This window comes from Colwellia sp. MB02u-14, from assembly GCF_014076915.1.
Classification (GTDB): Bacteria; Pseudomonadota; Gammaproteobacteria; order Enterobacterales; family Alteromonadaceae; genus Colwellia_A.
Genome location: NZ_JACGUX010000001.1, coordinates 209,966 through 232,616, shown reverse-complemented (window position 1 = coordinate 232,616; position 22,651 = coordinate 209,966). Strand labels below are relative to the sequence as shown.

Genomic DNA, 22,651 nt, shown 5'->3' with positions numbered 1-22,651 from the left:
TCCATAATTAACATGATAAAACCGCATGTCTAAGATAAAAAAGCTGACTAAAGGTCAGACAAGACGCATTAAAGATAATCAAGCGAAAAAACTGCGTAATAAACCTGAACAAGTGCAATGGCAAGACACTGAACTAGGTGAACCTGAAAACGGTACAATTCTCAGCCGTTTTGGTCAGCATGCTGATGTTGAGGCGGAAAATGGCGATTGCATTCGCTGTAATATTCGCCGTGGTGTTAAGTCTTTAGTCTGTGGCGATAAAGTGCTATGGCGTAGAGGTAAAGAAACTCAGCATAGTATTTCAGGCGTAATAGAGGCTGTACACGAGCGTACGTCGGTATTAAGCCGCCCTGATGTTTATGACGGTGTAAAACCTATTGCTGCCAACATTAGCCAAATACTCATCGTTTCTTCTGTATTACCTGCCTTTAATCCAGATATTATCGACCGATATTTAGTGGCCGCAGAACAAACAGGTATTACACCGGTTATCTTACTCAATAAAACCGATTTACTTGATGAGGCCACCAAAACAGAAATTGAGAAGCACCTTGATATTTATCGTGATATTGGTTATCAAGTAATCTATGTCAGTAATGAATCTCAACACGGTATAGAAGAACTCAAAAAACAACTCAGTGAACATACCAGTATTTTTGTGGGTCAGTCGGGTGTTGGTAAGTCAACACTTACTAACACGCTAATGCCTGAACTTGGTTTAATGACCAAAATAGTCTCTGAAAATTCGGGATTAGGTCAACACACCACAACGGTTGCTCGTTTATATCATTTTAAACAAGGTGGCGATTTAATTGATTCACCCGGTATTCGAGAGTTTGGCCTTTGGCATTTAACTCCCGCAGAAGTTTATGGTGGTTTTATTGAGTTTGCAGATTACTTAGGTGGTTGCCGATTTAGAGATTGTAAGCATCAACAAGACCCCGGTTGTGCATTAATTGCCGCAGGAAAAGAGATGAAAATACACCCTAAACGTTTAGCAAGTTTTCAACGAATATTAGCCAGTTTAGGCGATAATAAATTAACCTCCCGTTTTAATAACTAAATTAATATAGATAATATAAAGGAAATTCAGTGCTTTTAAATAAATTAAAAATCACCCTTCAATACCTTATGCCTAAACATTTGATTTCTCGTTTAGCGGGAAAGTTTGCTGCTGCAGAATGTGGCCGAGTAACGACGAAAGCCATTGAAGCATTCATTAAGAATTACGACATCAATATGTCTGAAGCCAAGCTTAAAAATGCGGAAGACTTTAAAACCTTCAACGATTTTTTTACCCGTGAACTTGAAAATGGTGCTCGCCCTATTGATAAAGATGAAACAACACTTTGCTACCCTGTTGACGGTGCCATTAGCCAACAAGGTGATATTGAAGACGGACGTTTAATTCAAGCTAAAGGCTTTGATTATTCATTAGAAACCCTACTCGGTGGCTCATATAACACCGCCAAGCCATTCCAAGGCGGTAAGTTTTCTTGTATCTATTTAGCACCAAAAGATTATCATCGTATTCATATGCCACTGGCGGCAACATTACGAGAAATGATTTTTGTGCCTGGTGATTTATTTTCTGTTAACCCATTAACGGCGAATAACGTGCCTAACTTGTTTTCTCGTAATGAACGTGTCGTTGCTATCTTTGATACAAAAGCAGGTCCAATGGCAATGGTACTGGTAGGTGCAACGATTGTTGCCAGCATAGAAACAACTTGGGCAGGCACGATTACCTCACCCAAAAAGAAAGGTATTTTTAGAGAAAATTACCCCGCTGATGGCGATGACGCGATCACTTTTGAAAAAGGTGACGAGATGGGACGTTTCAAACTTGGCTCTACGGTAGTTTCGACCTTTGCGCCTAATATGATTGAGTTTAGTGTCGATGCCCGTGCCGGTACTGTTACGCGTTTAGGTGAGCATTACGCAAATATCGTTAACGCTGATTAGCCATGAAAATAATTGCTCATCGAGGCGCTAGTGGAGAATTTCCTGAAAATACACTATTGGCTTTTGAGCAAGCAATAAAACAGCAAGCCGATGGTATTGAGCTTGATGCTCAATACCATCAATCGTCAGGTCAGTTTGTTTTATTACACGACGCCTTCGTCATCAATAACGCTGGGCAAGCTTTATCTTTTGAAGACTTTTCACTTGAAGCCCTTTTAGCTATCACCCACAATAATCAAGCCACCACAACATTAGATAAAGCATTGGCAACGATTAACGGTCAGTGTTTAGTTAACATTGAATTAAAAGCAACGACTAGTGATAAAACACTCATAACAACGATTGTTGATGCGTTAAAGCAGCTGTTAAATGGCTTTATTGAGCGTAAGCAATTTACCTATTCACAATTTGTTATCTCTGCTTTTAATCACCCGCTATTATTAAAAATCAAACGGGATATCCCGCAAGTAAGTACTGCGGCACTTATTGCACACTGCCCATTAACCTTTGATGAATTTAAACAGACATTGCAGGTAAAATCAGTAAACCCATCTATACATTGCTTAAACCAAAACTTAGTCAATAGTATTCATCAGCAAGGCTTAGCTGTTTGGGTTTATACCGTAGACCGAGAACAAGACATACAACAATGCATGCAACTAGGCGTTGATGCTATTTTTACTAACTATCCAACTCGTACTAGGTTAATTATTAACAAAAAACAAAAAAACAATAATTAAAAAACCTTTGTTATCAGCACTCTATTTCAAAAAATCATCAATAACTCGAAAAGTGGTTGCTCATTTTATCAACACAAGATACGATTACATTCGTATTTAACTCATAATTATTCACAGCATTAAGGAATTTCAATGGCTCGAGATAATACAAATATCAAGCCTACAGAAGCAGAGTTAACTTTGCTTAATGTTCTCTGGAAAGTTGGTCCAGCAACCGTTCGTCAGGTACATGACGTTGTTAGTAAAACTCAAAAAACGGGTTACACTACTGTTTTGAAAATTTTACAGATTATGCATGAAAAAACGTTGGTCATTCGTGACGAAAGTAATCGTGCGCATGTATATGCGCCCTCGAACAGTGAAACATTCACTCAGTCATCGTTATTAAAAGACTTGGCGACAAAAGCTTTTGGTGGTTCTACATCAAAGTTAGTTATGCGAGCTTTAGATGAGTCTACGAGTAAAGAAGAAATTGCCGATATTCGTCAATTACTCAACGAGCTAGAAAAATAATAGCTAAAATAACCGGTATAGTCGTACGTTAAAATGTACATAAACACGGAAGGATAATGCCCGATAATTTAATGAGTAGTCCCTTTTTATACAATTTATCGTTGACTCTTATCCATTTTATTTGGCAAGGGCTTTTTGTTGCGCTTGCCTTAAAGTTAGCATTAACATTTACGTCTTATAAAAAACCACAGTGGCGGTATGTCTTTTCGTCACTGGCGATGGTTGCAAATCTATTACTGCCCTTCTTCACCTTCTACATCATTTCGCAGGCTGACTTTCAACAATTTAGCCCTTTACTAAACAACAGCATATTATTAGCTGACATTATTAATGGTGATGCGCAAAGCACGGCGACTTGGTATGCCAATACTGTTGAATATTTACCCTACTTATCATTAACATGGATAGTAATTAGTTTTGCTTTAGCGGTTAAACTATTTATTGAATTATATAATGTTAATCAACTTCCCAAAACAGGTACATCTCCAGCAGAACCTGAACTTGAAGCAAGATTTCACCGATTAGTTCAGCAAGTAAAGTTAACATGTACACCACAAATTTTAATTTCACTAAAAAATGATGTACCTATGGCTATTGGTTGGATGAAGCCTGTAGTGCTTATTCCAGTATCTATGCTTTCAGGGCTAACACCAGCACAACTAGATATGCTTATTCTTCACGAACTAGCTCATATTCGTCGCCACGATTACTTAGTGAATTTTATACAAACCTTAGTTGAAATATTTTTGTTCTTCCATCCAGGTGTTCGTTGGGTTTCTAAGCAAATGCGTAATGAACGTGAGTATTGTAGTGATGATATCGCCGTTCAACATTGTGGTAACCCTGTTGCTTATGCGCATACCCTAGCGGATACTGCGTCGATATGTAACAGTCATCGACATCACTCTATTCCTGCAATGGCGATGGCAGCGTCTGGAGGCGACTTAAAACAGCGAGTGGTACGTTTAATTGATCAAAACCAGCATTGCTCAACGACGAATAATTCAGGAAAATGGTTAGCCTCTATTGCAATTATTCTTTCAATTATCGCTGTGGGCAGCAAGAAATTCATCCAAATCCCCACCTTAGATATAAGCACAGGCACTATTTCTTTATATCGTAATTCTGATGATAACTTCAACACCCATAGTAATGACAATACTAAAGTAACCTTACCCGCTTTAGCGCAACAATTATTACATCAAAAAAATGACAATATACCCTTAAAAAATAAATTACTTGAAACTGTTTCATCGCCATCTATGCAGCGTATTTCAACGAATAATATTAGCGCATTAAAAATAAAAAAAGCAACCCCAAAAGCGTCTATTGAATTAGCCAACGACTTTAGAAACACGAGTGCTCAAGCTAACCTTAATGAGGTGAATGCGTTAAGTCTTTCAGCTAAAGCAACTGAGAAAAAAATAACCGCTATTGAGGATGTAACGATTCAACCCGTGACCAATTTCACCGGAAATTTGGTCGTTGAAGAAAATAAATCACCGCTTACTTCTACTCAGCAAGCAGCGGATAAATCATTACCAGAATTAGTATTAACTAAAAGAATAGTCTCGAATAAATCAATCTCTGAATTAGCTTTTGAACGCACCGACTCAACCAGAGATGGGGCAATATTAAAGAACCCATATGCCCAACAAGTCGCAAACTTAGCAAGAGCGCCTTCAATAGAAACTTCTCAATTAACGCTGCCAGCGAATATCAATTCAAAAACTGTAGAACAGGTACTCTCATCAAAAAGTGAATCTGCTATTAACTTTATGCCTATTCGCTCATCAGCAAAACTACTGACGTCAACTTACCCAAAGTATCCATCGAACGCCAAACGTAAGGGTATTGAAACCGATATTGAAGTCACGTTCACAATAGATAAAAACGGCTATATTCGTGACATTCAATACGGTAGTGAAGGTAAAGTAAGTTACTTCCGTAATACTATTCGCACATCATTAGAAAAATGGCGTTTCACACCTGCGAGTTATAACGAACAGCCGATAGAAAGCACCATGTCTAAAATCTTTTCGTTTAGTCTTGCTCGATAACAAAGCTAAAACTATTCAAAATGATGAGGCCTTCTTTTCTCGCTAGCACGACGAGACTTCATTTTCGGTTTTTGCTCTTCTGTTAATAATGCTATAAAGCGATGCTTTGTCTGTGCTTTAATCAATGCCATTTGTGCAAAACTATCTTGATACTGACTTTGTAAGTCAATAAAAGCTTGTTCGTTAAAGTCGTCTTCCATCATTAAAATTTCACTTTGTTGATGAAAATTTTGCAAACTATCCTTTAACACTAAGCGACTTTCTTTTGCCTGTTGGTAAATAGCTTTTACTTGCTGTCGCTGTTCAAAAGTGAGTTCTAAATACCTCATCATTTTTTTCAACTTATGCTGCATAAAACCTTCAGATTTTTGCATAGATTTAGTCGCATGCTTTTTATGTTTATGACCATGACCTTCATCATTATTCAAGGCAAAAGCGGAAGTGCTCGCTAATGACATCGTTAACACGGCACTGGCTAATAATACTGATAATTTATTTTTCATTGGGTAATCCTTATTGTTTATAGATACTATCAATTGAGTAAATGATTTGGCGGTTTAAGGAGCTAAGTGGGCTAATTCATTAACTTAAGTGATATAACTATAAACTCTGCAATGCAAAGAAACGCAAGCCAGTGTAAATTTTATGTAAAGGCTCGAACAAAGTAAGTTTTCTACTAAGAGTTAAGTTAATATCAACACTAGCCAAATAAGCCTTCTAAGTATGATGATGCAAAATTATGAGTAAACAGAAAATATTGATCATAGATGACGACAAAGAACTCACTGAATTATTAGCGGAGTATTTATCATATGAAGGCTTTGAGCTCGAGGCTTGTCATGATGGTGTTGCGGGTTTAGCACGTGCATTTGATGAGTCTTTTTCGTTAATATTACTCGATGTCATGATGCCAAAACTTAATGGCTTTGAAGTATTAAAAGCCTTGGGTGGTCAGCATAAAACGCCCATTTTGATGTTAACGGCTAAAGGCGATAACGACGATAGAGTTTTAGGGTTAGAGCTTGGCGCTGATGATTATTTAGCAAAACCTTTTCAGCATCGTGAATTACTCGCGCGTATTAACGCAATTTTACGACGAATAAAAATAGTAAAAACCAGAGAAGGTCAAATTAACAATCAACTGATCAATGCCGTGAGATTAGATCACGCAACACGCCAAGTTTTCTGTCATCAACAATTAGTAGAATTAACGGGGACTGAATTTCAAATACTCGATTTATTGATGAATAATGCTAGTCAAATCGTCAATAAAAATGAAATATCAGAACAAATTCTAAAGCGAAAACTTAGTGCTTTTGACCGCAGTATCGACATGCATATCAGTAACATACGCCGCAAGTTACTCGAATTTTCTCCAAGCGATAAATTAAAAACTATTCGTGGTGCTGGTTATATATTCCTTGCAGGAGAAAGCCTAGGGAATAATGAATAATGATCACTAAAATTAGACGTTCATTTTCATCTATTGGCTTCAAAATATTTTTATGGTTTTGGCTTTTCGCCTTAAGCTCGATTATTGCGACGCGATTCATCTCAGCACAATTAGCAGAAAACAGTATTATATTGCCTGCACATCCTAACGACCAAAAAAAATTAAACCGTCTCGCTAATCGAATTGAAAGCAAAAATATTACCGCCAGTGAACTTTTGCAATACCGGCCTAAAATATCTCATGATGCCATTATTATTAAAGATATTAAAAGTGGTGAATTTACCACCGATAATAATCCATTTTTAAATAATTTAGTGAGCTACCTAGAAATAAATAGTTTTCCTGCAATTACCAGTATTCAATTTCCAAGATCTCGTATTACCGGCCCTAAAAATATTACCTTAGACAACAAGCCTGTAGCACTATATTTAGTGGTTAAAGGTAAATCACGACACTTTAATTCTTTTATTATGCAACTTCCAAATTGGTTAAAGTTAGCCATTCCTATTGCTGTTAGTTCATTACTCGCCTGGTTGTTAGCAAGAACATTAAGTAAGCCAATATTAGCAATAAGACGAGCGGCTACTGATATAGGTAACGGACAGCTCGATGCACGTATCAAGAATGCAGATAAAAGAAAAGATGAACTGGGTTCACTTGCGACCAGTTTCAATACTATGGCGGATAAATTATCACTTAACCTCACTGCTAATCAGCGTTTATTAGCTGATGTTTCCCATGAATTACGCTCCCCAATGACTCGCCTACAACTTGCCGTAGGCTTAGCGCAACAATCAATTAATAAGCCTGAACTTCAAAAAAAACATCTGGCCCGCTGCGAGTTAGAAGTCACGCGTTTAAATGAAATGATCAGTGATGTACTCTCGCTTTCTCGACTCGAAAATACCTTTCAAAAAATAAATTTGCAAACAGTTCACCTCGATGAATTGTTAACGGATATCTGTCAAGACTGCCAGTATATTGCTGATGAAAAACATATTTTAATTACCATGAATAATTTTTTATCACTGGACCTACTCGCTGATCAAAATTTATTAAGCAGTGCATTCAGTAACGTCATCATTAACGCCATAAAATATAGCCCAAAGAATAGCGAAGTGATTATTTCAATGCATCGCCTGATTGACAAACAACAAAACAGTATAAGCATTATTATCAGTGATAACGGTACCGGTGTTCCTCAAAGCACCATAGAAAAGCTATTTCAGCCATTTTATCGTGTGGATGAAGCCCGAGATAGAAACAGTGGGGGGACAGGTTTAGGCTTAGCTATCGCACAACAAGCGGTATTGGCACACAACGGTAAGATAAGTGCTAAAAACAAAGACAGTGGTGGTTTATCGGTAAAAATCACCTTACCATTAACATAAATCACACATAATAAAAGAGTATAGTGTCAATCATCACCTTATCTGTACGCTTATTACAGGATTGAACAACATGACTTTAGCGCAAATCAGTACAGATGAATATTCCAAAGAAACCGCATTAACAACGTATTTATCCACCCAAATAAAGGCGTTTTGGCAACAAGGTGTTTTCTCATCTTTTAAAGGCATTGATGACATTAGAATAAATTATACTGCCTTCATTAACGCTCAATATCAAGAATGTCTTGTGTTGGTAACAGGCCGGTCAGAAAGTTACTTAAAATATCAAGAACTCGCCTTTGATTTACATCACCAAGGTTATAATCTCTTTATACTTGATCACCGTGGTCAAGGTTTATCAGAACGATTATTGAAAGATAAACACAAAGGATTTGTGAAAAGATTTGATGACTACGCTCATGACCTCAAACAATTCATCATGGAGGTTGTAACGCAATATTGCACGAATAATTCAACTAAAAGTGCCACGCCCCTCCCCCACTTATTAGCCCATTCAATGGGCGGTGCAATTGCTATTCGTATGATGCAATTATACCCAAACTCGATAAAGTCAGCTGTGCTATCGTCGCCAATGATTGCCGTTAACAATGGCAGTATCCCCAATTGGCTCGCTAAAGCTATTATTTACACCGCAGATAAGCTAAATTCATGGTTTAGTGATGAAGCTAATTACTTCATAGGACAAACAGGGTTTAGTAAAACACCTTTTACAGAAAATGAACTAAGTCATTCCACGATCCGCTACCAAGTTTTTGTTGATGTTTATCAACAACACAAACAGATTCAATTGGGAGGTGTAACCGCGCATTGGCTTAAAGAAGCGATTATTGCCAATAAGCATATATTTGCGGATATAGACAACCTCACTACCCCTATTATTGTGATGCAGTCAGGCAATGACACAATTGTTTCAAATACCGCACAAAACGCTTTCTGCCTGCGATTACACCATAAAAATTCAGCGCTGAACCCTCACCGCAAACCTTTTATATTTAAAGGCGCTTTTCATGAACTTATGTTTGAAAAAGACGAGTACCGCACGCCGGCAATAAAAAAATCACTTGATTGGTTTAGAAAGCACTCAGCTTAATTTTTATGATTATTTTAGCGTTCAACAATTGAAGTAGGATCATGATGAATGAAGACTTCGCAAGGTGAAAACTTCGCTTCTATTTCTTTCTCTATAGCTTCACCGATACTGTGAGCTACAAGTAAAGATAACCTGTCATCAAGCTCTAAGTGAAATTGAATAAAGCGATGTGGCCCAGATTGTCGCGTTCTTAGGTCATGAACACCTAATGTTGAATCATGAGACAACACAATTGCGGTTATTTGAGTAAGTTCATCTTCACTCAATTCGTGATCCATCAAGTTATGAACACTTAGATAGATAATCTTTAAAGCGCCACTTAATAACAGCAAGCCCACAGCACAAGTGAATGCGCCATCAGCATACTGAGAATACCCACTGCTTAAAATTAAAGCGGCAAGTACACCAAGATTGAGCAATAAGTCAGATTGATAATGTAAAGCATCGGCACTGATTGCGACCGAGCGTGTTTTTTTAATCACGAAACGTTGCAACAAAACTAACAAAAGGGTCATCACTATAGCGATAATAGTAACGATAATGCCGATTTCTGTTTTAACAACCAGCTTCGGGTTAATAATGCGGTCAAAGCCATGAAAAACCAGTAATAGTGCAGAACCTGTAACAAAGGCCGCTTGTACCAACCCAGCCAAACTCTCAGCTTTACCGTGACCAAATTTGTGTTTTTCGTCGGCGGGTGCCAACGCATAATGAATGATGACAACATTCATGAGTGAAGCAAATAAATCGAGCATTGAATCTGTTGCTGAAGCCAACATAGAACTCGCATCAGTTGCCAGCCAAGCATAAAGTTTCAATACAACGAGTAATAAGGCCGTAGCTGTCGCTGCAAAAGCAGCAATTTTCACCCAGTAACCGTAGTCATCATTTTTTGCTAAAGCTTTACTCATATTATTTACTTTTCCAATGTCACTCGTGAGGATGTAAGTTGTACAATATATTAATTCGTTTGGTATAATAGCTTATCATCTTTGAATTCAAGTATTATTTATATGTTAGACGTTGTTTTATTTCAGCCACAAATTCCACCAAATACCGGTAATATTATCCGCCTCTGCGCGAATACTGGCTTTAGGCTGCACCTAATAGAACCCTTTGGCTTTGATCTAGACGATAAAAAACTACGCCGAGCGGGTTTAGATTACCATGAGTTTGCTGCAATTAAGCGCCATAAAAATTATGAAGCTTTTATTGAAAATGAACAACCCAGTCGCGTACTAGCAATCACAACCAAAGCGACAAACTACTATGGCGATGTATCCTTTGAACAAGGTGACTATTTACTTTTTGGTTCAGAGACAAGTGGTTTGCCAGAAGAAGTAAGACAACAAATACCGGATAAAAACAAAATTCGTATTCCAATGGTTAAAGATAGCCGTAGCATGAATTTATCGAACGCAACGGCTGTTATTATTTTTGAAGCATGGCGACAAATGGGATTTGAAGGCTCAGTTTAAGGAACAGTAAGTTAACTTAAAAAGAGCTCCATTTGCAGTGTGTTAAGTTATTCGACAGTACGATCTCGGGAGAGTAAATCAGCGGCCGCTAACCTTGCTGATTTTCCACAATAGAGTACTTGATACACTTGTTCAACAATAGGCATTTCTACGCCCATACGTTGCGCTAACATGTAAACTTCTTTGGTATTGCGGTAGCCTTCAACAACTTGACCAATATCAGCCATCGCTTTTTCAACATCAACACCACTACCTAACGCTAAGCCAAACCGACGATTACGTGATTGATTATCAGTACAAGTAAGCACTAAATCACCTAAACCGGCCATTCCCATAAAAGTACTGGGCTCTGCATTTAGTGCACAACCTAAACGGGTCATTTCAACTAAACCGCGGGTAATTAATGCCGTTCGAGCATTGGCGCCAAAGCCAATACCGTCGGCCATACCTGCACCAATAGCAATAACATTTTTAACTGCACCACCGAGTTGTACACCAATAAAATCTTTATTTGCGTACACCCTAAAAGTTTTTTCGCAATGGAGTAAGTCAGAAATTTCAGTGACAAAGTCATCGTCAGTCGACGATAACGAAATAGCGGTTGGTAACCCTGCAGCCATCTCTTTTGCAAACGTGGGACCCGATAATACCGCTAATGAAATATCATCACCCAAAATATCACGTGCAACATCTTGGAGTAATCGACCTGTTTTATGATCTAAGCCTTTAGTGGCCCAAGCTATTTTAGCCTTAGGTAATAAAAATGGCTTGATCTGACTAAGCATTTCGCCAAAAGCGTGGCTAGGTACAACAACCAGAATGTTTTCACTCGCTTTAACCGCTCTGGCAAGATCGTCTGTTGTTATGAGTGATGGTGGAAATTGGCAACCGGGTAAATATTTTTCATTCGAGTGAGTCGCTTGCATCTGGGCAATATGCTGAGGATCTCGTCCCCACAATACAGTTTTGTGACCATTTCTAGCAAGACAAATAGCAAGGGCAGAGCCATAAGACCCTGCCCCCAAAACTGTGATCTTTGCCGTTAATTCCGACATATCATCAATTCCATTTTATGGTGACTAGTAACCGATTTGCATAAAAGCAAAAGGGGACTAGTGAGTTTCAGCGCTCGCAGGTGCTTGCTCAGCATTTGCTTGAGCGGCACGTTGCTGAACGTATGAAGCAAATAATGCTTCAAAATTCACTGGCGCTAAATTAATTTGTGGAAATGAACCACGGCTGACTAAGTTGGCAACTGACTCGCGTGCATATGGAAATAAAGTCGTTGGACAGAAAGCACCAATAGTATGTGCAAGTTGCGCTTCAGGTAAATTACCTATAGAAAAAATACCGGCTTGCTGAACTTCAGCTAAAAAGGCAGTTTGTCCTTCAACGGTAGCAGTAACAGTCACAGAAAGTACAACTTCATAAGTATCTTCCGCTAATTTATTTGATTTAGTATCTAAATCTAATTGAATTTCAGGTTTCCAATCTTTTTGGAAGATAGCGGGAGAGTTAGGTGTTTCAAAAGAAATATCTTTTGTATAAATACGTTGAATAGCAAATTGTGGGGCTGCTTTATCAGTAGCCGCTTGTGCTACATCCGTGTTGTTGTTTTCATCAGACATGTTCTGTTTCCTATTGTAATTGCTATTATTTAATGATGACTTTTAATCTTTTGCTAAAAGTTCATCTAATTTATTCGCGGCATGTAATACGAAGAGTTCATCGCAACCACCGACATGCACATCACCAATAAAGATTTGTGGAACGGTAACACCGCCACTACGTTTAATCATCTCATTACGTAATTCTGTATTATTGTCGATCTTAATTTCATTAAAACTTATTTGCTTTTCATCGAATAAAGCTTTTGCTCGCACACAATAAAAACAAGTCACTTTAGTGTAAATATCAACAGTCATATCAAACCTTTATAAGTTATTAATCGTTATTTTTTAACGAGCGGTAAACCTGCATTTACCCAAGAATTCATACCACCTTTTAACAAGCTAACTTTAGTAAAGCCCGCTTTAAGTAATTGGTTAGCTACAGGTGTAGCTGTAATTCCTGCGGTACATACAACTATGATGGGTTTATCTTTATAGTTTTCAAGGGTAGCAAAATCATTATTTGTTACTTTCTCTTTAACTAAGTTTTTCGAATCGATAATACGACTCGCTTTAAATTCTTTTTCCGTACGAATATCGACAACAACACCTTCTTCACGATTTACTAAAAAAGTAAGCTCCTGCGTAGATATTTGCTTAATAGGTGACATTTGAATACGAATAGTCGTAATAATAATCAGCACGACAATCGCTGCCCAAGCTGCACTTAACACTGGATGATTACCAGCAAAAATAATTAATTGATCCATAAAAATAATAAATATTGGTTGAATAAAAAGTTGCCGATAGTATACAGAATTACCGAGCAAACCCAAAAAGAACTTTACGTGATGAGCGATTAAATCAATCAAAGTATAATTTTTGTTGGTACAACTGACGGATAACAAATAAAAGCACACAATTGCGTTGAATTATTTTGTCTAATAGCACACAAGCAATTCTTTATTTTGCTTGGTATACTGGCGAATAATTAGCTAATTTCACCTTTATGGAAACGACAATGCCAAATAAAAAACCTACCGTATTACTGATTTTAGATGGTTGGGGATACCGAGAGTCAACAGAGTCTAACGCTATTTTTCATGCAAAAACGCCGGTACTAGACGATTTAAATGCGCGATATCCACATATGTTAATTGGCACATCCGGCATGGCAGTAGGTTTACCTGACGGACAAATGGGTAACTCAGAAGTTGGTCACGTTAATTTAGGTGCTGGACGTATTGTTTACCAAGACTTCACTCGTATTACCAAATCGATAAAAGATAAAGAATTTAACAGCAACAAAGCACTCAATGATGCGGTTACGCATGCAATAGTGAATGATAAAGCGATACATGTATTTGGTTTATTATCGCCTGGCGGTGTTCATAGTCACGAAGATCATATTCTATCTATGCTGGAGCTTGCGAAAGAAAAAGGCGCAAGTAAAATCTATTTACACGCTTTTTTAGATGGCCGTGATACGCCGCCACGTAGTGCAGAAGCATCATTAATCAAAGCACAAGAAAAATTCAAGCAACTTGGCTGTGGGCAAATAGCCTCAGTTATTGGCCGTTATTATGCGATGGACCGTGACCAACGTTGGGATCGTGTCGAGTTAGCTTACAACTTAATGGTCAGTGGTGAAGCAAAACATCAATATTCAAGCGTAACTGACGCCTTAAAAGCGGCGTATGCTCGTGAGGAAAATGACGAATTTGTTGCGGCGTCTGCCATTTTAGATAATAACGGCAACGCAATTGAAATTGGTGATGGTGACTCATTAATTTTTATGAATTTTAGAGCCGACCGTGCTCGTCAATTTACCCGCTGCTTCACTGAACAAGACTTTTCTGGCTTTAAGCGTAAGAAATCTCCTGCTATTGCCGACTTTGTCATGCTCACCGAATATGCCGACGACATAAAAGCCAATATCGCTTTCCCTAAAGTGGCACTTGAGAACGTACTGGGTGAATGGCTAGAGAAACATAACAAAACGCAATTACGTATTTCAGAAACCGAAAAATATGCACACGTTACATTCTTTTTCAGTGGCGGTAGAGAAAGTGAGTTTGTTGGCGAACAGCGCATATTAGTGCCTTCCCCACAAGTTGCTACCTACGATTTACAACCAGAAATGAATTCAGCTTTATTAACAGATAAATTAGTAGCGGCGATTGAAAGCGGCGACCATGACTTTATCGTGTGTAATTATCCCAATGGGGATATGGTCGGTCATACAGGAAAATTTGATGCTGCCGTAGCGGCTTGTGAAGCAGTGGATGCAAGCGTAGGTCGTGTTGTTGCTGCTCTAGAGACTGTGGGTGGAGAGTGCTTAATTACCGCCGATCACGGCAATGCTGAACAAATGCTTGATAACAATTCAGGCCAAGCACACACCGCACACACCTGTGAACCTGTGCCATTAATTTATATTGGCCGAGCGGCCCAACCTGCAGAAAAAGGTGCATTAAGTGATATTGCACCCACTATATTGCAATTGATGGGCATAGAACAACCTGAGCAAATGACTGGCCATTCCTTGATGAAGTTTGTTTAGGATTATTAACATGAAAATCTTCGTGAAAAAAATACTTTTATTTGCATCAATAGTTAGCCTTAGCGGCATGTTGATGTCGGAGAGTCTTGCCCAACAATCATCAGATAACGAGAACAACCAGCAAAAAACTAATCAAGCACTGTCTAAAGTTCAACAACAAATATCCGATCAACAAAAATCTATTAAACAAACGAGCAATAAACGCTCTTCATTAGAAAAGCAATTACGCAATGACGACATTTCTATCGCTAAAATTGTAAAAGCGATGATCAAAACCAATACTAATTTTGAAGATACACAGCTAACATTAAAAAATCTTACACAAGAAAAAGTATCGCTCACTCATAAAAAGCAACAGCAAGAAAAAGTGCTCGCACAGCAGTTAAGAGCGGCTTATACATCGGGGAATCACGACTACCTTAAGTTATTACTCAATCAAAAGAGTCCAGCTAGCGTTGAGCGAACTGTTACTTATTATAAATATTTAAACGATGCCCGGATTAAAGAAATCGACCAATTTCAAATCGTATTAAGTGATTTACTCGCTGTAACGACACAACACCAAGAACAAGCTAAAAGATTAAATCTTCTAAAACAACAACAAACTGAACAAAAAGTCGTTTTTCAAGGGAGTAAACAAGAGCGAAAAAACACCCTTCGCGCAATAAATAAAGAACTCCTTAACAGTAAACAACTGTTAGCCAAGCTAGTGGCTGAAGAAGAAAATTTAGTGGTTGCATTGCAACGTATCGCAACATTATCGCAGCAAAGTGCCGAACTGGTTGGCCTTAAAAAGTTAAAAAGAAAACTTTCATGGCCGATCAAAGGTAAAATTAGTCACCGTTTTGGCTCTCGTAAACAGGGCTATTTAAAGTGGAAAGGCATTCTATTAGCCGCTCCTGTTGGCAAGCAAGTTAAAGCCATTCATAACGGCACCGTATTATTTTCTGATTGGTTAAAAGGTTATGGTTTAGTCACCGTATTAGACCACGGCGCAGGCTACATGAGCTTATATGGCCATAACCAAGCGTTGTTAAAATCAGTAGGTGACCGCGTTGAAACAGGTGAACCGATAGCACTTGTTGGGCAAAGTGGTGGGCAAAGTCAATCAGGCTTATATTTTGAAATTCGCAGAGATGGTCAAGCGGTCAATCCTAAAGCTTGGTTTAAGTAAGCGAAAACAAATGATCACTTCTGCTCGATTTTAACTTTTTCTCCTGATAATCTGAGCCAATATCAATTCCTTTTTAAAATTAAGAGTTCTTTTGCGTTTATTTCTCCTATTACTTATTTTATTCACATTGTTGAGCATCGCTCCGTTAACTGTCGCTAAAAACGCTCAAGTTGCGATTATTATTGATGATATTGGTTACCGAAAAAGTGATGCTGCCGCGCTAACGTTACCAGGAGCAATAACCTTTGCTATTCTTCCTCATACCCCGTTTGGCAAAATCTTAGCTGCACAAGCATATAACAAGAACAACGAAATTATTTTACACATTCCAATGGAAGCAGAAAATGGTAAAGCATTAGGTCCTGGCGCATTAACGGTACATATGGATGAAAAATCTATTCGCCGTGAGCTTACACGAGCATTTGCTGAGATCCCCTTTGCTATCGGCATTAATAACCATATGGGTAGCAAACTTACTAAACTTTATAGTCCTATGATGTGGACGATGCGCTTTTTAAAAGAACGAGATTTAATTTTTGTCGACAGCGTAACAACGAACAGAACGAAAGCCGAGCGTATTGCGCTTCAAATAGGCGTACCGACGACACATCGACAAATATTTTTAGATAACGAATTAAGCAGTGACTATATTGATCAACAATTCATGCAACTTATTGACCATGCTCAACGATATCAGTCGGTTGTCGCTATTGCTCATCCTCATCCTGAAACCATCCTTGCACTCAATCGTTTACTTCCCTTGCTAACAGAGCTCGATATTGACCTCGTTTCAATTTCAACATTAATTGGCAAGCCCGAAAATAGTCACGCACCTGCAATAATAAGTGAAGATTGACAGAAAGCTAAAGTTAATTAGCTTTAAGGTAATCAATTTTATGTTCTTGTAATAAAGCTAATAAATATTTAACGGGAATAGCGTAAGTAATACCGCTGGGCTTACTAATAACAGCCTCTTTCGATTCCTGTACAAAAACCTTATTAATAATACCAATAACATCCCCAGTGTTTACATCATACAGAGCACTGCCACTATTTCCTGGGTATGCTGTCGCATCAAGTTGATAAACCAAATACGGGTTTCTCAGCATTTTCAGCATCTTAATACTAATTTGTTGTGCGTTATCAACGGGTATAATGGTTGGTGTAATACTGGCAATAATGCCACGATGAGAGACAGGGTATAACCCTAATACCGCGCCAATAGGAAACCCCGTAAAAGCGACGTAGCTGCCTTCACGGCGAAACCCTTTATCTGCGAGTTGCATCGCGGGCAGTGGCGCACCATGAATTTTCAAGATAGCGATATCATGAAGCTGAGAACTTGCGACAATATCAGCTGTACGTACTTTAGCACTCTTCCCTGAGCCCGTAAAAATCGCCATTTGTTGTAAAATACTTTCATCAAGGTCTTCTGGCAGAACATGATGATTGGTTACGACATATTGTCCATTACCAATAACAAAACCACTACCGTTCAAGCTGTTTTTCTGCCGACCAGATGGAGTGTGAACACCTATACCCACGACGGCGGGCTTTATTTTTTCAACAGTATCGGCCAAATCAGCTATAACTAAGTTGGCATATAAAATTAAGTAAGTACTCAAAACTATTTTGATATAACGCATTGCAACACTCTGTTCATTATTAAATTACCTGCCAAGAAGTTTACTGCGTTTTCCTCGCAAAAACAGTTATCTTTGCTCATAATTAAAATAATTAGAACAATATGTTATATCCCTGCGTATCTTAATCACTTATTAAAGGTCGTTTAAAAGTATGACAAAAAAAACAGTCGTTCCTATCTTTGCAGGAGGCGGTACACGCTTACCCGCACACGTTGGAATTTTACATGCGTTACAAGCGTTTGATATCGACTTTAATCACTTAGTGGGGGTTTCAGGAGGCAGTATTGTCAGTAGTTTATTTGCTGCTGGTCTAAGCCCTTCTGAAATTAAGGATATAGCGTTAAATACGGACTATAACCAGTTTAGAGAGTTTTCATTATTGAAATTAATTCGTAATGGCGGCTTAAGCTCGGGCGACCGCTTTGAGCAATGGATGGATAAATTACTAGATGGAAAAACATTTGCCGAACTTGATTACAATTTACATATTGTTGCCACTGATGTAGCTAAAGGTACACCTGTTATTTTTAACAAAGAACTAACGCCAGATGTAAAAGTATCACTCGCGGTAAGATTCTCTATGTCCATTCCATTAATATTTAGTTTCAAAACTTTTGGCGAACATGTCATGGTTGACGGTAGTATTTTGTCTGAAGATGCGCTTCATCGTGATTGGGCAAAAGACGGGACACCAGTATTATGTTTTCGCCTTAAGGGTGAGCATGAAAATAACGAAGTTAATATCAAAGGTTTTTTCCCCATTTATAAATACGTAACTCTCCTTATTCGTACTTTTATGACCACTCTTTCACGTGAATATATTAATGATGCTTTCTGGCACAATACCGTTGTGGTGAACATTGGCAACTATTCTGCCGTTGACTTTTCCATGACAACAGACCAAAAAAAAGCCTTGTTTGATATTGGTTTAAAAACCGCAGAAGAAGTATTACCGATAAAACTTGGACCGAAATAAAAATTTTTCACTTATTACTAATAATTATCTAATATTAGGTTATTATTAATAGTAATATCTATGGTGATGCGACAACTATTGTCACTAAATGTGATGATGACAATTGGATAAGTAGATGAGTCTTAGTAAAATAATATTAAATTCTCCTATAATAGGTGATGTAGCAAAAAAAGTTGCTTCATTGAAGGTGAACCATGATGCGGGAAACATTGCTGAGCATTTTACAAAATTTCTCAAACCTCAATATGCCTCTACAGAAGATCTAAAAAAAGAAGTCTTTAAAATTCGTCATAATGTTTACTGCGAAGAATTAGCTTTTGAACACCAAAAAGATGACGGTATGGAAATGGACGAGTTTGACTCTCATTCTCTTTTTGCCCTTATTCAACATAAACCCACAAAAAACTACACTAGCTGTGTCAGGATCGTCTGCTCAAATTCTGAAGTTCAATTGCTTCCTATAGAAAAATTTTGTTATGACGCTATTCAAGATGATAGATACAAACCAGAAAATTTCAAACGTTCCGAAATTGGCGAGTTTTCACGCTTAGCCGTAAAATCTGATTTTAGACGTCGTAAGTCAGATCGCTTTAAAGGTTCAGCAATTGGTGCGATTCATGAAAGTACTTATTCAGAATCTGAATTACGTTGTTTTCCTTTTATCGCTATCGGTTTATATATGGTTGCAGGAACATTAGCTATTGATAAAGGGATTAAACACGCTTTTGTTATGATGGAGCCACGTTTGGCTCGCAGTATGAAATTCGTTGGAATTAAGTTTATTCAAATTGGTGAACCGATTGAATATCACGGCTTACGCGCTCCCTATTATATTAATGCTGAAATATTTTTAGAAAACCTAACAAGTGGCTTTAAGAGCTTATATAAAGAAATACAAAAAGATATCCGTAGTCAGTTTTAATTAACTATGTCGAATATTCACTGTTCATAATAACATCATAGAAAATGCTGATAAAAGTAGCGAAAATAAAATGTACTTCTTCTCTTTTCGCTACGAATAAAACAAACCTTCAACTATTCAGACAATTTCCTTTTTTTCTCTATTTGCTCCGCTGATACAACCGTTATTACGCTCAATATTCGTTGGGCTTCCACTCTATAATTATTTGCTAATAACGTTTCTACATAGTTTAAAGCAATATCAGTATCTTTCCCTTTAGACAAATCATAAGCTTCTTTTGCTTTTGCTAATGCTTCTACTTTATTATCTAACGTTAATAAGACCTGAGCATAAGTATCAACAATATTCGGTATTGTCGAATTAAGAGCATAGGCTTGTTTCGAATATTTCAGGGCTTGTGAATGTTGTTTGTTTTCCATATAAAGCCATGATAAATTATTTAAGGCCACAATATTTTTCGGGCTAGCTTTAATAAGTCTTTCATATTCAATAATAGCTTTATCTTTATGTTCAGCTAAATACATATTTGCTAAACTCAGGCTAACGCGAGGATCAATGCTATTTTCTATACTTTCCTTATCAGAAAACTGCTCTAACAACTCAATAGCTTGCGATTTTTGATTATTTCCTTCCAAAGCAAAAGCTAAAAACGTCGCATTATTACTAGTAGGTCTGGCCTTATACTGCTGCTGAAGTTTAGGTATTGCACCAATAAAATTTCTTTCCAGTAAAAAAATCCTACCTTCTATTCCTGCTTTTAAATCGTCATTAACATCAAATTTGTCTAATGATTTAAACAAATCTTTCGCATCTGCTATTCCACCACTATCTAATAAAACCTGCATTTTCACCAAATTAATCATTAGATTGTTAGGATGCTTTTTAGAGGCTTCATCTAAAACACTCAATGCTCTGTCAGGAAATTTTTTGCTCGTCCAATAATTTGCTAATAAAAAGGCAGGTTCAATATGATAAGGATTATTCTTGAACCACTTATCTAAAATTGAATAGACATCTTTAGCATCTGGCTGTTTAGCATTAGCCATAAGTACTAACTGCCAATAACGTTTTGGCGTTCTTCCACTCAATTGATAACCGTTCAATATCGTACTAGCTTGCCTAAATTGATCTAACTGTATAAAAGCTTCGGCTAATAGAATTCCATGTTTAACATTATCGGCATTACTTTTTTGAACCTGAGCAATCACCTCTAAGCCTTCTTCATTTTTGTGAAACTCAAAGTATAGGCGAAGTACTTCAATATTATTCGGATGTGCTTTAAGTGCCTGCTCTGTCAATAACGTAGCTTGTTTGGTATCTTTTTGATAAGCAGCCAACTTTACAATTTCAGTTAATGCGTACACATTATTAGGCTCTAATGCTAGGCTTTTCTCTAATGCAGCCTTTCCTTCCTCAAATTTATTATTTTTGAATAAGATTCTCGCTTGTAGATTATGTCCCCCTGCTTTATTTGGGTATAACTCCAACCACTTGTCTGCAATTTTAGTAGCTCTAGCCAAGTTTCCAGACTGAATTGAAGCAAAGGCCAGTGCAAGCTCTGCTGAAATCAATTCAGGGTCTTGCTGTAAAGCTAATTCTAATTTTTCAATGCCAGAAGGATCATTCATCATCAGTTTTAACATACCGGCTCTTGCAACTTCTTCAGCCGTCATATCCTCTGCACTAGCGGCATAACTAGCCATTTCTTGTGCTTTTTCGTAAGCGCCTACTTCTAATAACCCATAACTTAATGTAGATAAAAACTGTGCGTTTTCTTTATTCTTTGAGTCGTAACCATTTAGTGTTTCGCTAATATCATCAATCAAACCTAACTGTAATTGACTTAACGCAAGCATTCTTTTGACCGGGTGTTCTGCGGGTAAATATGAAATCAAATCTTTCAGATGACGATGGCTTTGCTCAAAGTTTTGCAGATAAAAAGCGCTTGCCCCGGCAACTAATTTCAAACTAAAAGAATTAAACCCTGAACTTAATGATTGATTAGCAAGAACGTTTGCCGTTTTGTAGTCTTTATTTTCAAAGCGTGCCATCGCCTTAATATATTGTAAAAAAGGTTGAGTCGGAATTCTTGCTAAAATAACATCAGCAATGGCCTCAGCCTCATCATACTGGCCATTTTTGATTAACGAATCAGCGATGAAAAATTGCACTTTACCTGAATTAGGTTGTAATACTTGATATTGCTTAAAGCTATCAACAGCCAAAGCATAGTTTTTTTCAACCGTCGCAATCTGACCTTGTAACATAAGTGCATCAGCATTATTTGGCATCGCGTTTAAAATTTGCTTCACAAGTGAACTTGCTTGCTCAATATTTTGTGTTGAAAAGGCTAAATAGGCATTCGCTAACAGGCTGTAGCCATCTGATCCAAATAGAGAAAGTGCCTCATCAACTATTGCCTGGGCAAGATCATGTTTTCCAGATCTCAATGATGCTAAAGTTTTATAGGCGAGGTATTGAGTATTTGGTATTGATAAAGACTTTTCGTGTATTTCAAGCGCTAAAACATCATCATCAGATTCTGTCAATATATAGGCACGAGCTAATAAAGGTAGCACTTTATCAAGGTCATATTTTAATGTATTAGCACGCTCTAACTCTTTTACTGCATTTTCAGCATCTCCTGCGCCCAGATATAACTGGCCTAATAAGAATCTAGCATATGCATTTTTACCATCAACTTTAAGGGCATTTTTTAATGAAATAATTGCGGTGTTGTTTTCCTTTGCTAAAATTGAACTCTCTGCTTTAGCGATATATGTTTGTGCCGACTCAGTGTCAGAACATGCAGATAAAACCATAACAACACTTATACATATTATCGACTTTAAAAATTTCATTAAACTTCCTGTATGTTTTTGCTAGATTAAATACTACATATGATAATAAAGCATTAAATCATCTTTTTATATGAAATATAAATCATTACAACATATACAAAGTATAATAAGGTTAGATATTTGTAATATGACTTACTGGATACAATTTAATTTCTTCGGCTATTCACATAATTACAAATTTTAAAGGT

General features: G+C 37.5%; 22 protein-coding genes. 14 read left to right on the top strand and 8 right to left on the bottom strand.

Annotated elements, in window-relative coordinates; translation table 11 throughout:
- The first annotated feature begins 25 nt into the window (after positions 1-25).
- The 5 genes from rsgA to H4J52_RS00925 all read left to right on the top strand — a co-directional run bounded on the left by rsgA (position 26) and on the right by H4J52_RS00925 (position 5,278).
- Entirely contained in the window at positions 26-1,063 is a 1,038-nt protein-coding gene (gene rsgA / locus H4J52_RS00945) for a small ribosomal subunit biogenesis GTPase RsgA (protein ID WP_182180631.1), read from the top strand.
- Positions 1,064-1,131: 68 nt separating this feature from the next.
- Positions 1,132-1,965 (top strand): archaetidylserine decarboxylase, encoded by an 834-nt coding sequence (gene asd / locus H4J52_RS00940; RefSeq protein ID WP_182224117.1) that lies wholly within the window; start codon positions 1,132-1,134, stop codon positions 1,963-1,965.
- Positions 1,966-1,967: 2 nt separating this feature from the next.
- On the top strand, positions 1,968-2,705 hold the full coding sequence (locus tag H4J52_RS00935) for a glycerophosphodiester phosphodiesterase (RefSeq protein WP_182180633.1): 738 nt from the start codon (positions 1,968-1,970) through the stop codon (positions 2,703-2,705).
- Positions 2,706-2,837: 132 nt separating this feature from the next.
- Positions 2,838-3,218, top strand: coding sequence for a BlaI/MecI/CopY family transcriptional regulator (locus H4J52_RS00930; protein ID WP_182180635.1), 381 nt, complete (start codon positions 2,838-2,840; stop codon positions 3,216-3,218).
- Between the two features lie 56 nt (positions 3,219-3,274).
- On the top strand, positions 3,275-5,278 hold the full coding sequence (locus tag H4J52_RS00925; protein ID WP_182180637.1) for a M56 family metallopeptidase: 2,004 nt from the start codon (positions 3,275-3,277) through the stop codon (positions 5,276-5,278).
- A gap of 11 nt (positions 5,279-5,289) precedes the next feature.
- Here the strand turns inward: H4J52_RS00925 and H4J52_RS00920 are convergent, their stop codons facing one another.
- Entirely contained in the window at positions 5,290-5,781 is a 492-nt protein-coding gene (locus tag H4J52_RS00920; protein WP_182180639.1) for a Spy/CpxP family protein refolding chaperone, read from the bottom strand.
- Positions 5,782-6,017: 236 nt separating this feature from the next.
- On the opposite strand from H4J52_RS00920, the gene H4J52_RS00915 reads away from it, so the two are divergent.
- From H4J52_RS00915 to H4J52_RS00905, 3 genes are all read left to right on the top strand, one after another.
- A complete protein-coding gene (locus tag H4J52_RS00915; protein WP_182224094.1) occupies positions 6,018-6,731 on the top strand; it encodes a response regulator transcription factor in 714 nt (237 codons plus the stop codon).
- The gene (locus tag H4J52_RS00910; RefSeq protein ID WP_182224093.1) at positions 6,731-8,122 is read left to right on the top strand and encodes an ATP-binding protein; all 1,392 of its coding nucleotides are present in this window, start codon (positions 6,731-6,733) and stop codon (positions 8,120-8,122) included. Before H4J52_RS00915 ends, H4J52_RS00910 begins: the two co-directional genes overlap by 1 nt.
- Before the next feature lie 70 nt (positions 8,123-8,192).
- Entirely contained in the window at positions 8,193-9,233 is a 1,041-nt protein-coding gene (locus H4J52_RS00905) for an alpha/beta fold hydrolase (RefSeq protein WP_182224092.1), read from the top strand.
- A 14-nt stretch (positions 9,234-9,247) separates the two neighbouring features.
- Here the strand turns inward: H4J52_RS00905 and H4J52_RS00900 are convergent, their stop codons facing one another.
- Entirely contained in the window at positions 9,248-10,144 is an 897-nt protein-coding gene (locus tag H4J52_RS00900) for a cation diffusion facilitator family transporter (RefSeq protein WP_182224091.1), read from the bottom strand.
- A 102-nt stretch (positions 10,145-10,246) separates the two neighbouring features.
- Here H4J52_RS00900 and trmL point away from each other — a divergent pair, with 102 nt between their 5' ends.
- Positions 10,247-10,711 (top strand): tRNA (uridine(34)/cytosine(34)/5-carboxymethylaminomethyluridine(34)-2'-O)-methyltransferase TrmL, encoded by a 465-nt coding sequence (gene trmL / locus H4J52_RS00895; RefSeq protein WP_182180649.1) that lies wholly within the window; start codon positions 10,247-10,249, stop codon positions 10,709-10,711.
- Positions 10,712-10,758: 47 nt separating this feature from the next.
- On the opposite strand, the gene gpsA is transcribed toward trmL, so the two are convergent.
- The 4 genes from gpsA to H4J52_RS00875 are packed head-to-tail and all read right to left on the bottom strand — an operon-like array spanning position 10,759 to position 13,091.
- Entirely contained in the window at positions 10,759-11,766 is a 1,008-nt protein-coding gene (gene gpsA / locus H4J52_RS00890) for an NAD(P)H-dependent glycerol-3-phosphate dehydrogenase (RefSeq protein ID WP_182180651.1), read from the bottom strand.
- A 57-nt stretch (positions 11,767-11,823) separates the two neighbouring features.
- Positions 11,824-12,339: a protein-export chaperone SecB gene (secB, locus tag H4J52_RS00885; protein ID WP_182180653.1), complete on the bottom strand. Its 516-nt coding sequence runs from the start codon at positions 12,337-12,339 to the stop codon at positions 11,824-11,826.
- 42 nt (positions 12,340-12,381) lie between these two features.
- On the bottom strand, positions 12,382-12,636 hold the full coding sequence (grxC, locus tag H4J52_RS00880) for a glutaredoxin 3 (RefSeq protein WP_182224090.1): 255 nt from the start codon (positions 12,634-12,636) through the stop codon (positions 12,382-12,384).
- Positions 12,637-12,662: 26 nt separating this feature from the next.
- A complete protein-coding gene (locus H4J52_RS00875; RefSeq protein WP_182180657.1) occupies positions 12,663-13,091 on the bottom strand; it encodes a rhodanese-like domain-containing protein in 429 nt (142 codons plus the stop codon).
- A gap of 251 nt (positions 13,092-13,342) precedes the next feature.
- Here H4J52_RS00875 and gpmI point away from each other — a divergent pair, with 251 nt between their 5' ends.
- From gpmI to H4J52_RS00860, 3 genes are all read left to right on the top strand, one after another.
- Complete coding sequence (gpmI, locus tag H4J52_RS00870; protein ID WP_182180659.1) at positions 13,343-14,884, top strand: 2,3-bisphosphoglycerate-independent phosphoglycerate mutase; 1,542 nt, start codon at positions 13,343-13,345, stop codon at positions 14,882-14,884.
- Between the two features lie 10 nt (positions 14,885-14,894).
- Positions 14,895-16,058, top strand: a complete 1,164-nt coding sequence (locus H4J52_RS00865) for a murein hydrolase activator EnvC (protein WP_182180661.1) — start codon at positions 14,895-14,897, stop codon at positions 16,056-16,058.
- 91 nt (positions 16,059-16,149) lie between these two features.
- The gene (locus H4J52_RS00860) at positions 16,150-16,914 is read left to right on the top strand and encodes a divergent polysaccharide deacetylase family protein (protein ID WP_182180663.1); all 765 of its coding nucleotides are present in this window, start codon (positions 16,150-16,152) and stop codon (positions 16,912-16,914) included.
- Positions 16,915-16,927: 13 nt separating this feature from the next.
- Here H4J52_RS00860 and H4J52_RS00855 read toward each other — a convergent pair whose 3' ends face one another.
- The gene (locus tag H4J52_RS00855; protein WP_182180665.1) at positions 16,928-17,704 is read right to left on the bottom strand and encodes a serine protease; all 777 of its coding nucleotides are present in this window, start codon (positions 17,702-17,704) and stop codon (positions 16,928-16,930) included.
- Between the two features lie 151 nt (positions 17,705-17,855).
- Between H4J52_RS00855 and H4J52_RS00850 the strand changes: the two genes are divergently transcribed.
- Both H4J52_RS00850 and H4J52_RS00845 read left to right on the top strand, forming a co-directional pair.
- A complete protein-coding gene (locus H4J52_RS00850; RefSeq protein ID WP_182180667.1) occupies positions 17,856-18,680 on the top strand; it encodes a patatin-like phospholipase family protein in 825 nt (274 codons plus the stop codon).
- A 115-nt stretch (positions 18,681-18,795) separates the two neighbouring features.
- A complete protein-coding gene (locus tag H4J52_RS00845) occupies positions 18,796-19,602 on the top strand; it encodes a PEP-CTERM/exosortase system-associated acyltransferase (RefSeq protein ID WP_182180669.1) in 807 nt (268 codons plus the stop codon).
- A 113-nt stretch (positions 19,603-19,715) separates the two neighbouring features.
- Here H4J52_RS00845 and prsT read toward each other — a convergent pair whose 3' ends face one another.
- Positions 19,716-22,463, bottom strand: coding sequence for an XrtA/PEP-CTERM system TPR-repeat protein PrsT (gene prsT / locus H4J52_RS00840; RefSeq protein ID WP_182224089.1), 2,748 nt, complete (start codon positions 22,461-22,463; stop codon positions 19,716-19,718).
- Positions 22,464-22,651 lie beyond the last annotated feature (188 nt).

Coding starts and splice junctions, on each gene's coding strand:
- secB (WP_182180653.1), bottom strand. CDS start 12,339: ATGTCTGATGAAAACAACAACACGGATGTAGCACAAGCGGCTACTGAT.
- H4J52_RS00875 (WP_182180657.1), bottom strand. CDS start 13,091: ATGGATCAATTAATTATTTTTGCTGGTAATCATCCAGTGTTAAGTGCA.
- asd (WP_182224117.1), top strand. CDS start 1,132: ATGCCTAAACATTTGATTTCTCGTTTAGCGGGAAAGTTTGCTGCTGCA.
- H4J52_RS00900 (WP_182224091.1), bottom strand. CDS start 10,144: ATGAGTAAAGCTTTAGCAAAAAATGATGACTACGGTTACTGGGTGAAA.
- H4J52_RS00905 (WP_182224092.1), top strand. CDS start 8,193: ATGACTTTAGCGCAAATCAGTACAGATGAATATTCCAAAGAAACCGCA.
- trmL (WP_182180649.1), top strand. CDS start 10,247: ATGTTAGACGTTGTTTTATTTCAGCCACAAATTCCACCAAATACCGGT.
- H4J52_RS00930 (WP_182180635.1), top strand. CDS start 2,838: ATGGCTCGAGATAATACAAATATCAAGCCTACAGAAGCAGAGTTAACT.
- rsgA (WP_182180631.1), top strand. CDS start 26: ATGTCTAAGATAAAAAAGCTGACTAAAGGTCAGACAAGACGCATTAAA.
- H4J52_RS00855 (WP_182180665.1), bottom strand. CDS start 17,704: ATGCGTTATATCAAAATAGTTTTGAGTACTTACTTAATTTTATATGCC.
- H4J52_RS00865 (WP_182180661.1), top strand. CDS start 14,895: ATGAAAATCTTCGTGAAAAAAATACTTTTATTTGCATCAATAGTTAGC.
- gpsA (WP_182180651.1), bottom strand. CDS start 11,766: ATGTCGGAATTAACGGCAAAGATCACAGTTTTGGGGGCAGGGTCTTAT.
- H4J52_RS00915 (WP_182224094.1), top strand. CDS start 6,018: ATGAGTAAACAGAAAATATTGATCATAGATGACGACAAAGAACTCACT.
- H4J52_RS00845 (WP_182180669.1), top strand. CDS start 18,796: ATGAGTCTTAGTAAAATAATATTAAATTCTCCTATAATAGGTGATGTA.
- H4J52_RS00910 (WP_182224093.1), top strand. CDS start 6,731: ATGATCACTAAAATTAGACGTTCATTTTCATCTATTGGCTTCAAAATA.
- H4J52_RS00920 (WP_182180639.1), bottom strand. CDS start 5,781: ATGAAAAATAAATTATCAGTATTATTAGCCAGTGCCGTGTTAACGATG.
- H4J52_RS00850 (WP_182180667.1), top strand. CDS start 17,856: ATGACAAAAAAAACAGTCGTTCCTATCTTTGCAGGAGGCGGTACACGC.
- H4J52_RS00925 (WP_182180637.1), top strand. CDS start 3,275: ATGCCCGATAATTTAATGAGTAGTCCCTTTTTATACAATTTATCGTTG.
- grxC (WP_182224090.1), bottom strand. CDS start 12,636: ATGACTGTTGATATTTACACTAAAGTGACTTGTTTTTATTGTGTGCGA.
- gpmI (WP_182180659.1), top strand. CDS start 13,343: ATGCCAAATAAAAAACCTACCGTATTACTGATTTTAGATGGTTGGGGA.
- H4J52_RS00935 (WP_182180633.1), top strand. CDS start 1,968: ATGAAAATAATTGCTCATCGAGGCGCTAGTGGAGAATTTCCTGAAAAT.
- prsT (WP_182224089.1), bottom strand. CDS start 22,463: ATGAAATTTTTAAAGTCGATAATATGTATAAGTGTTGTTATGGTTTTA.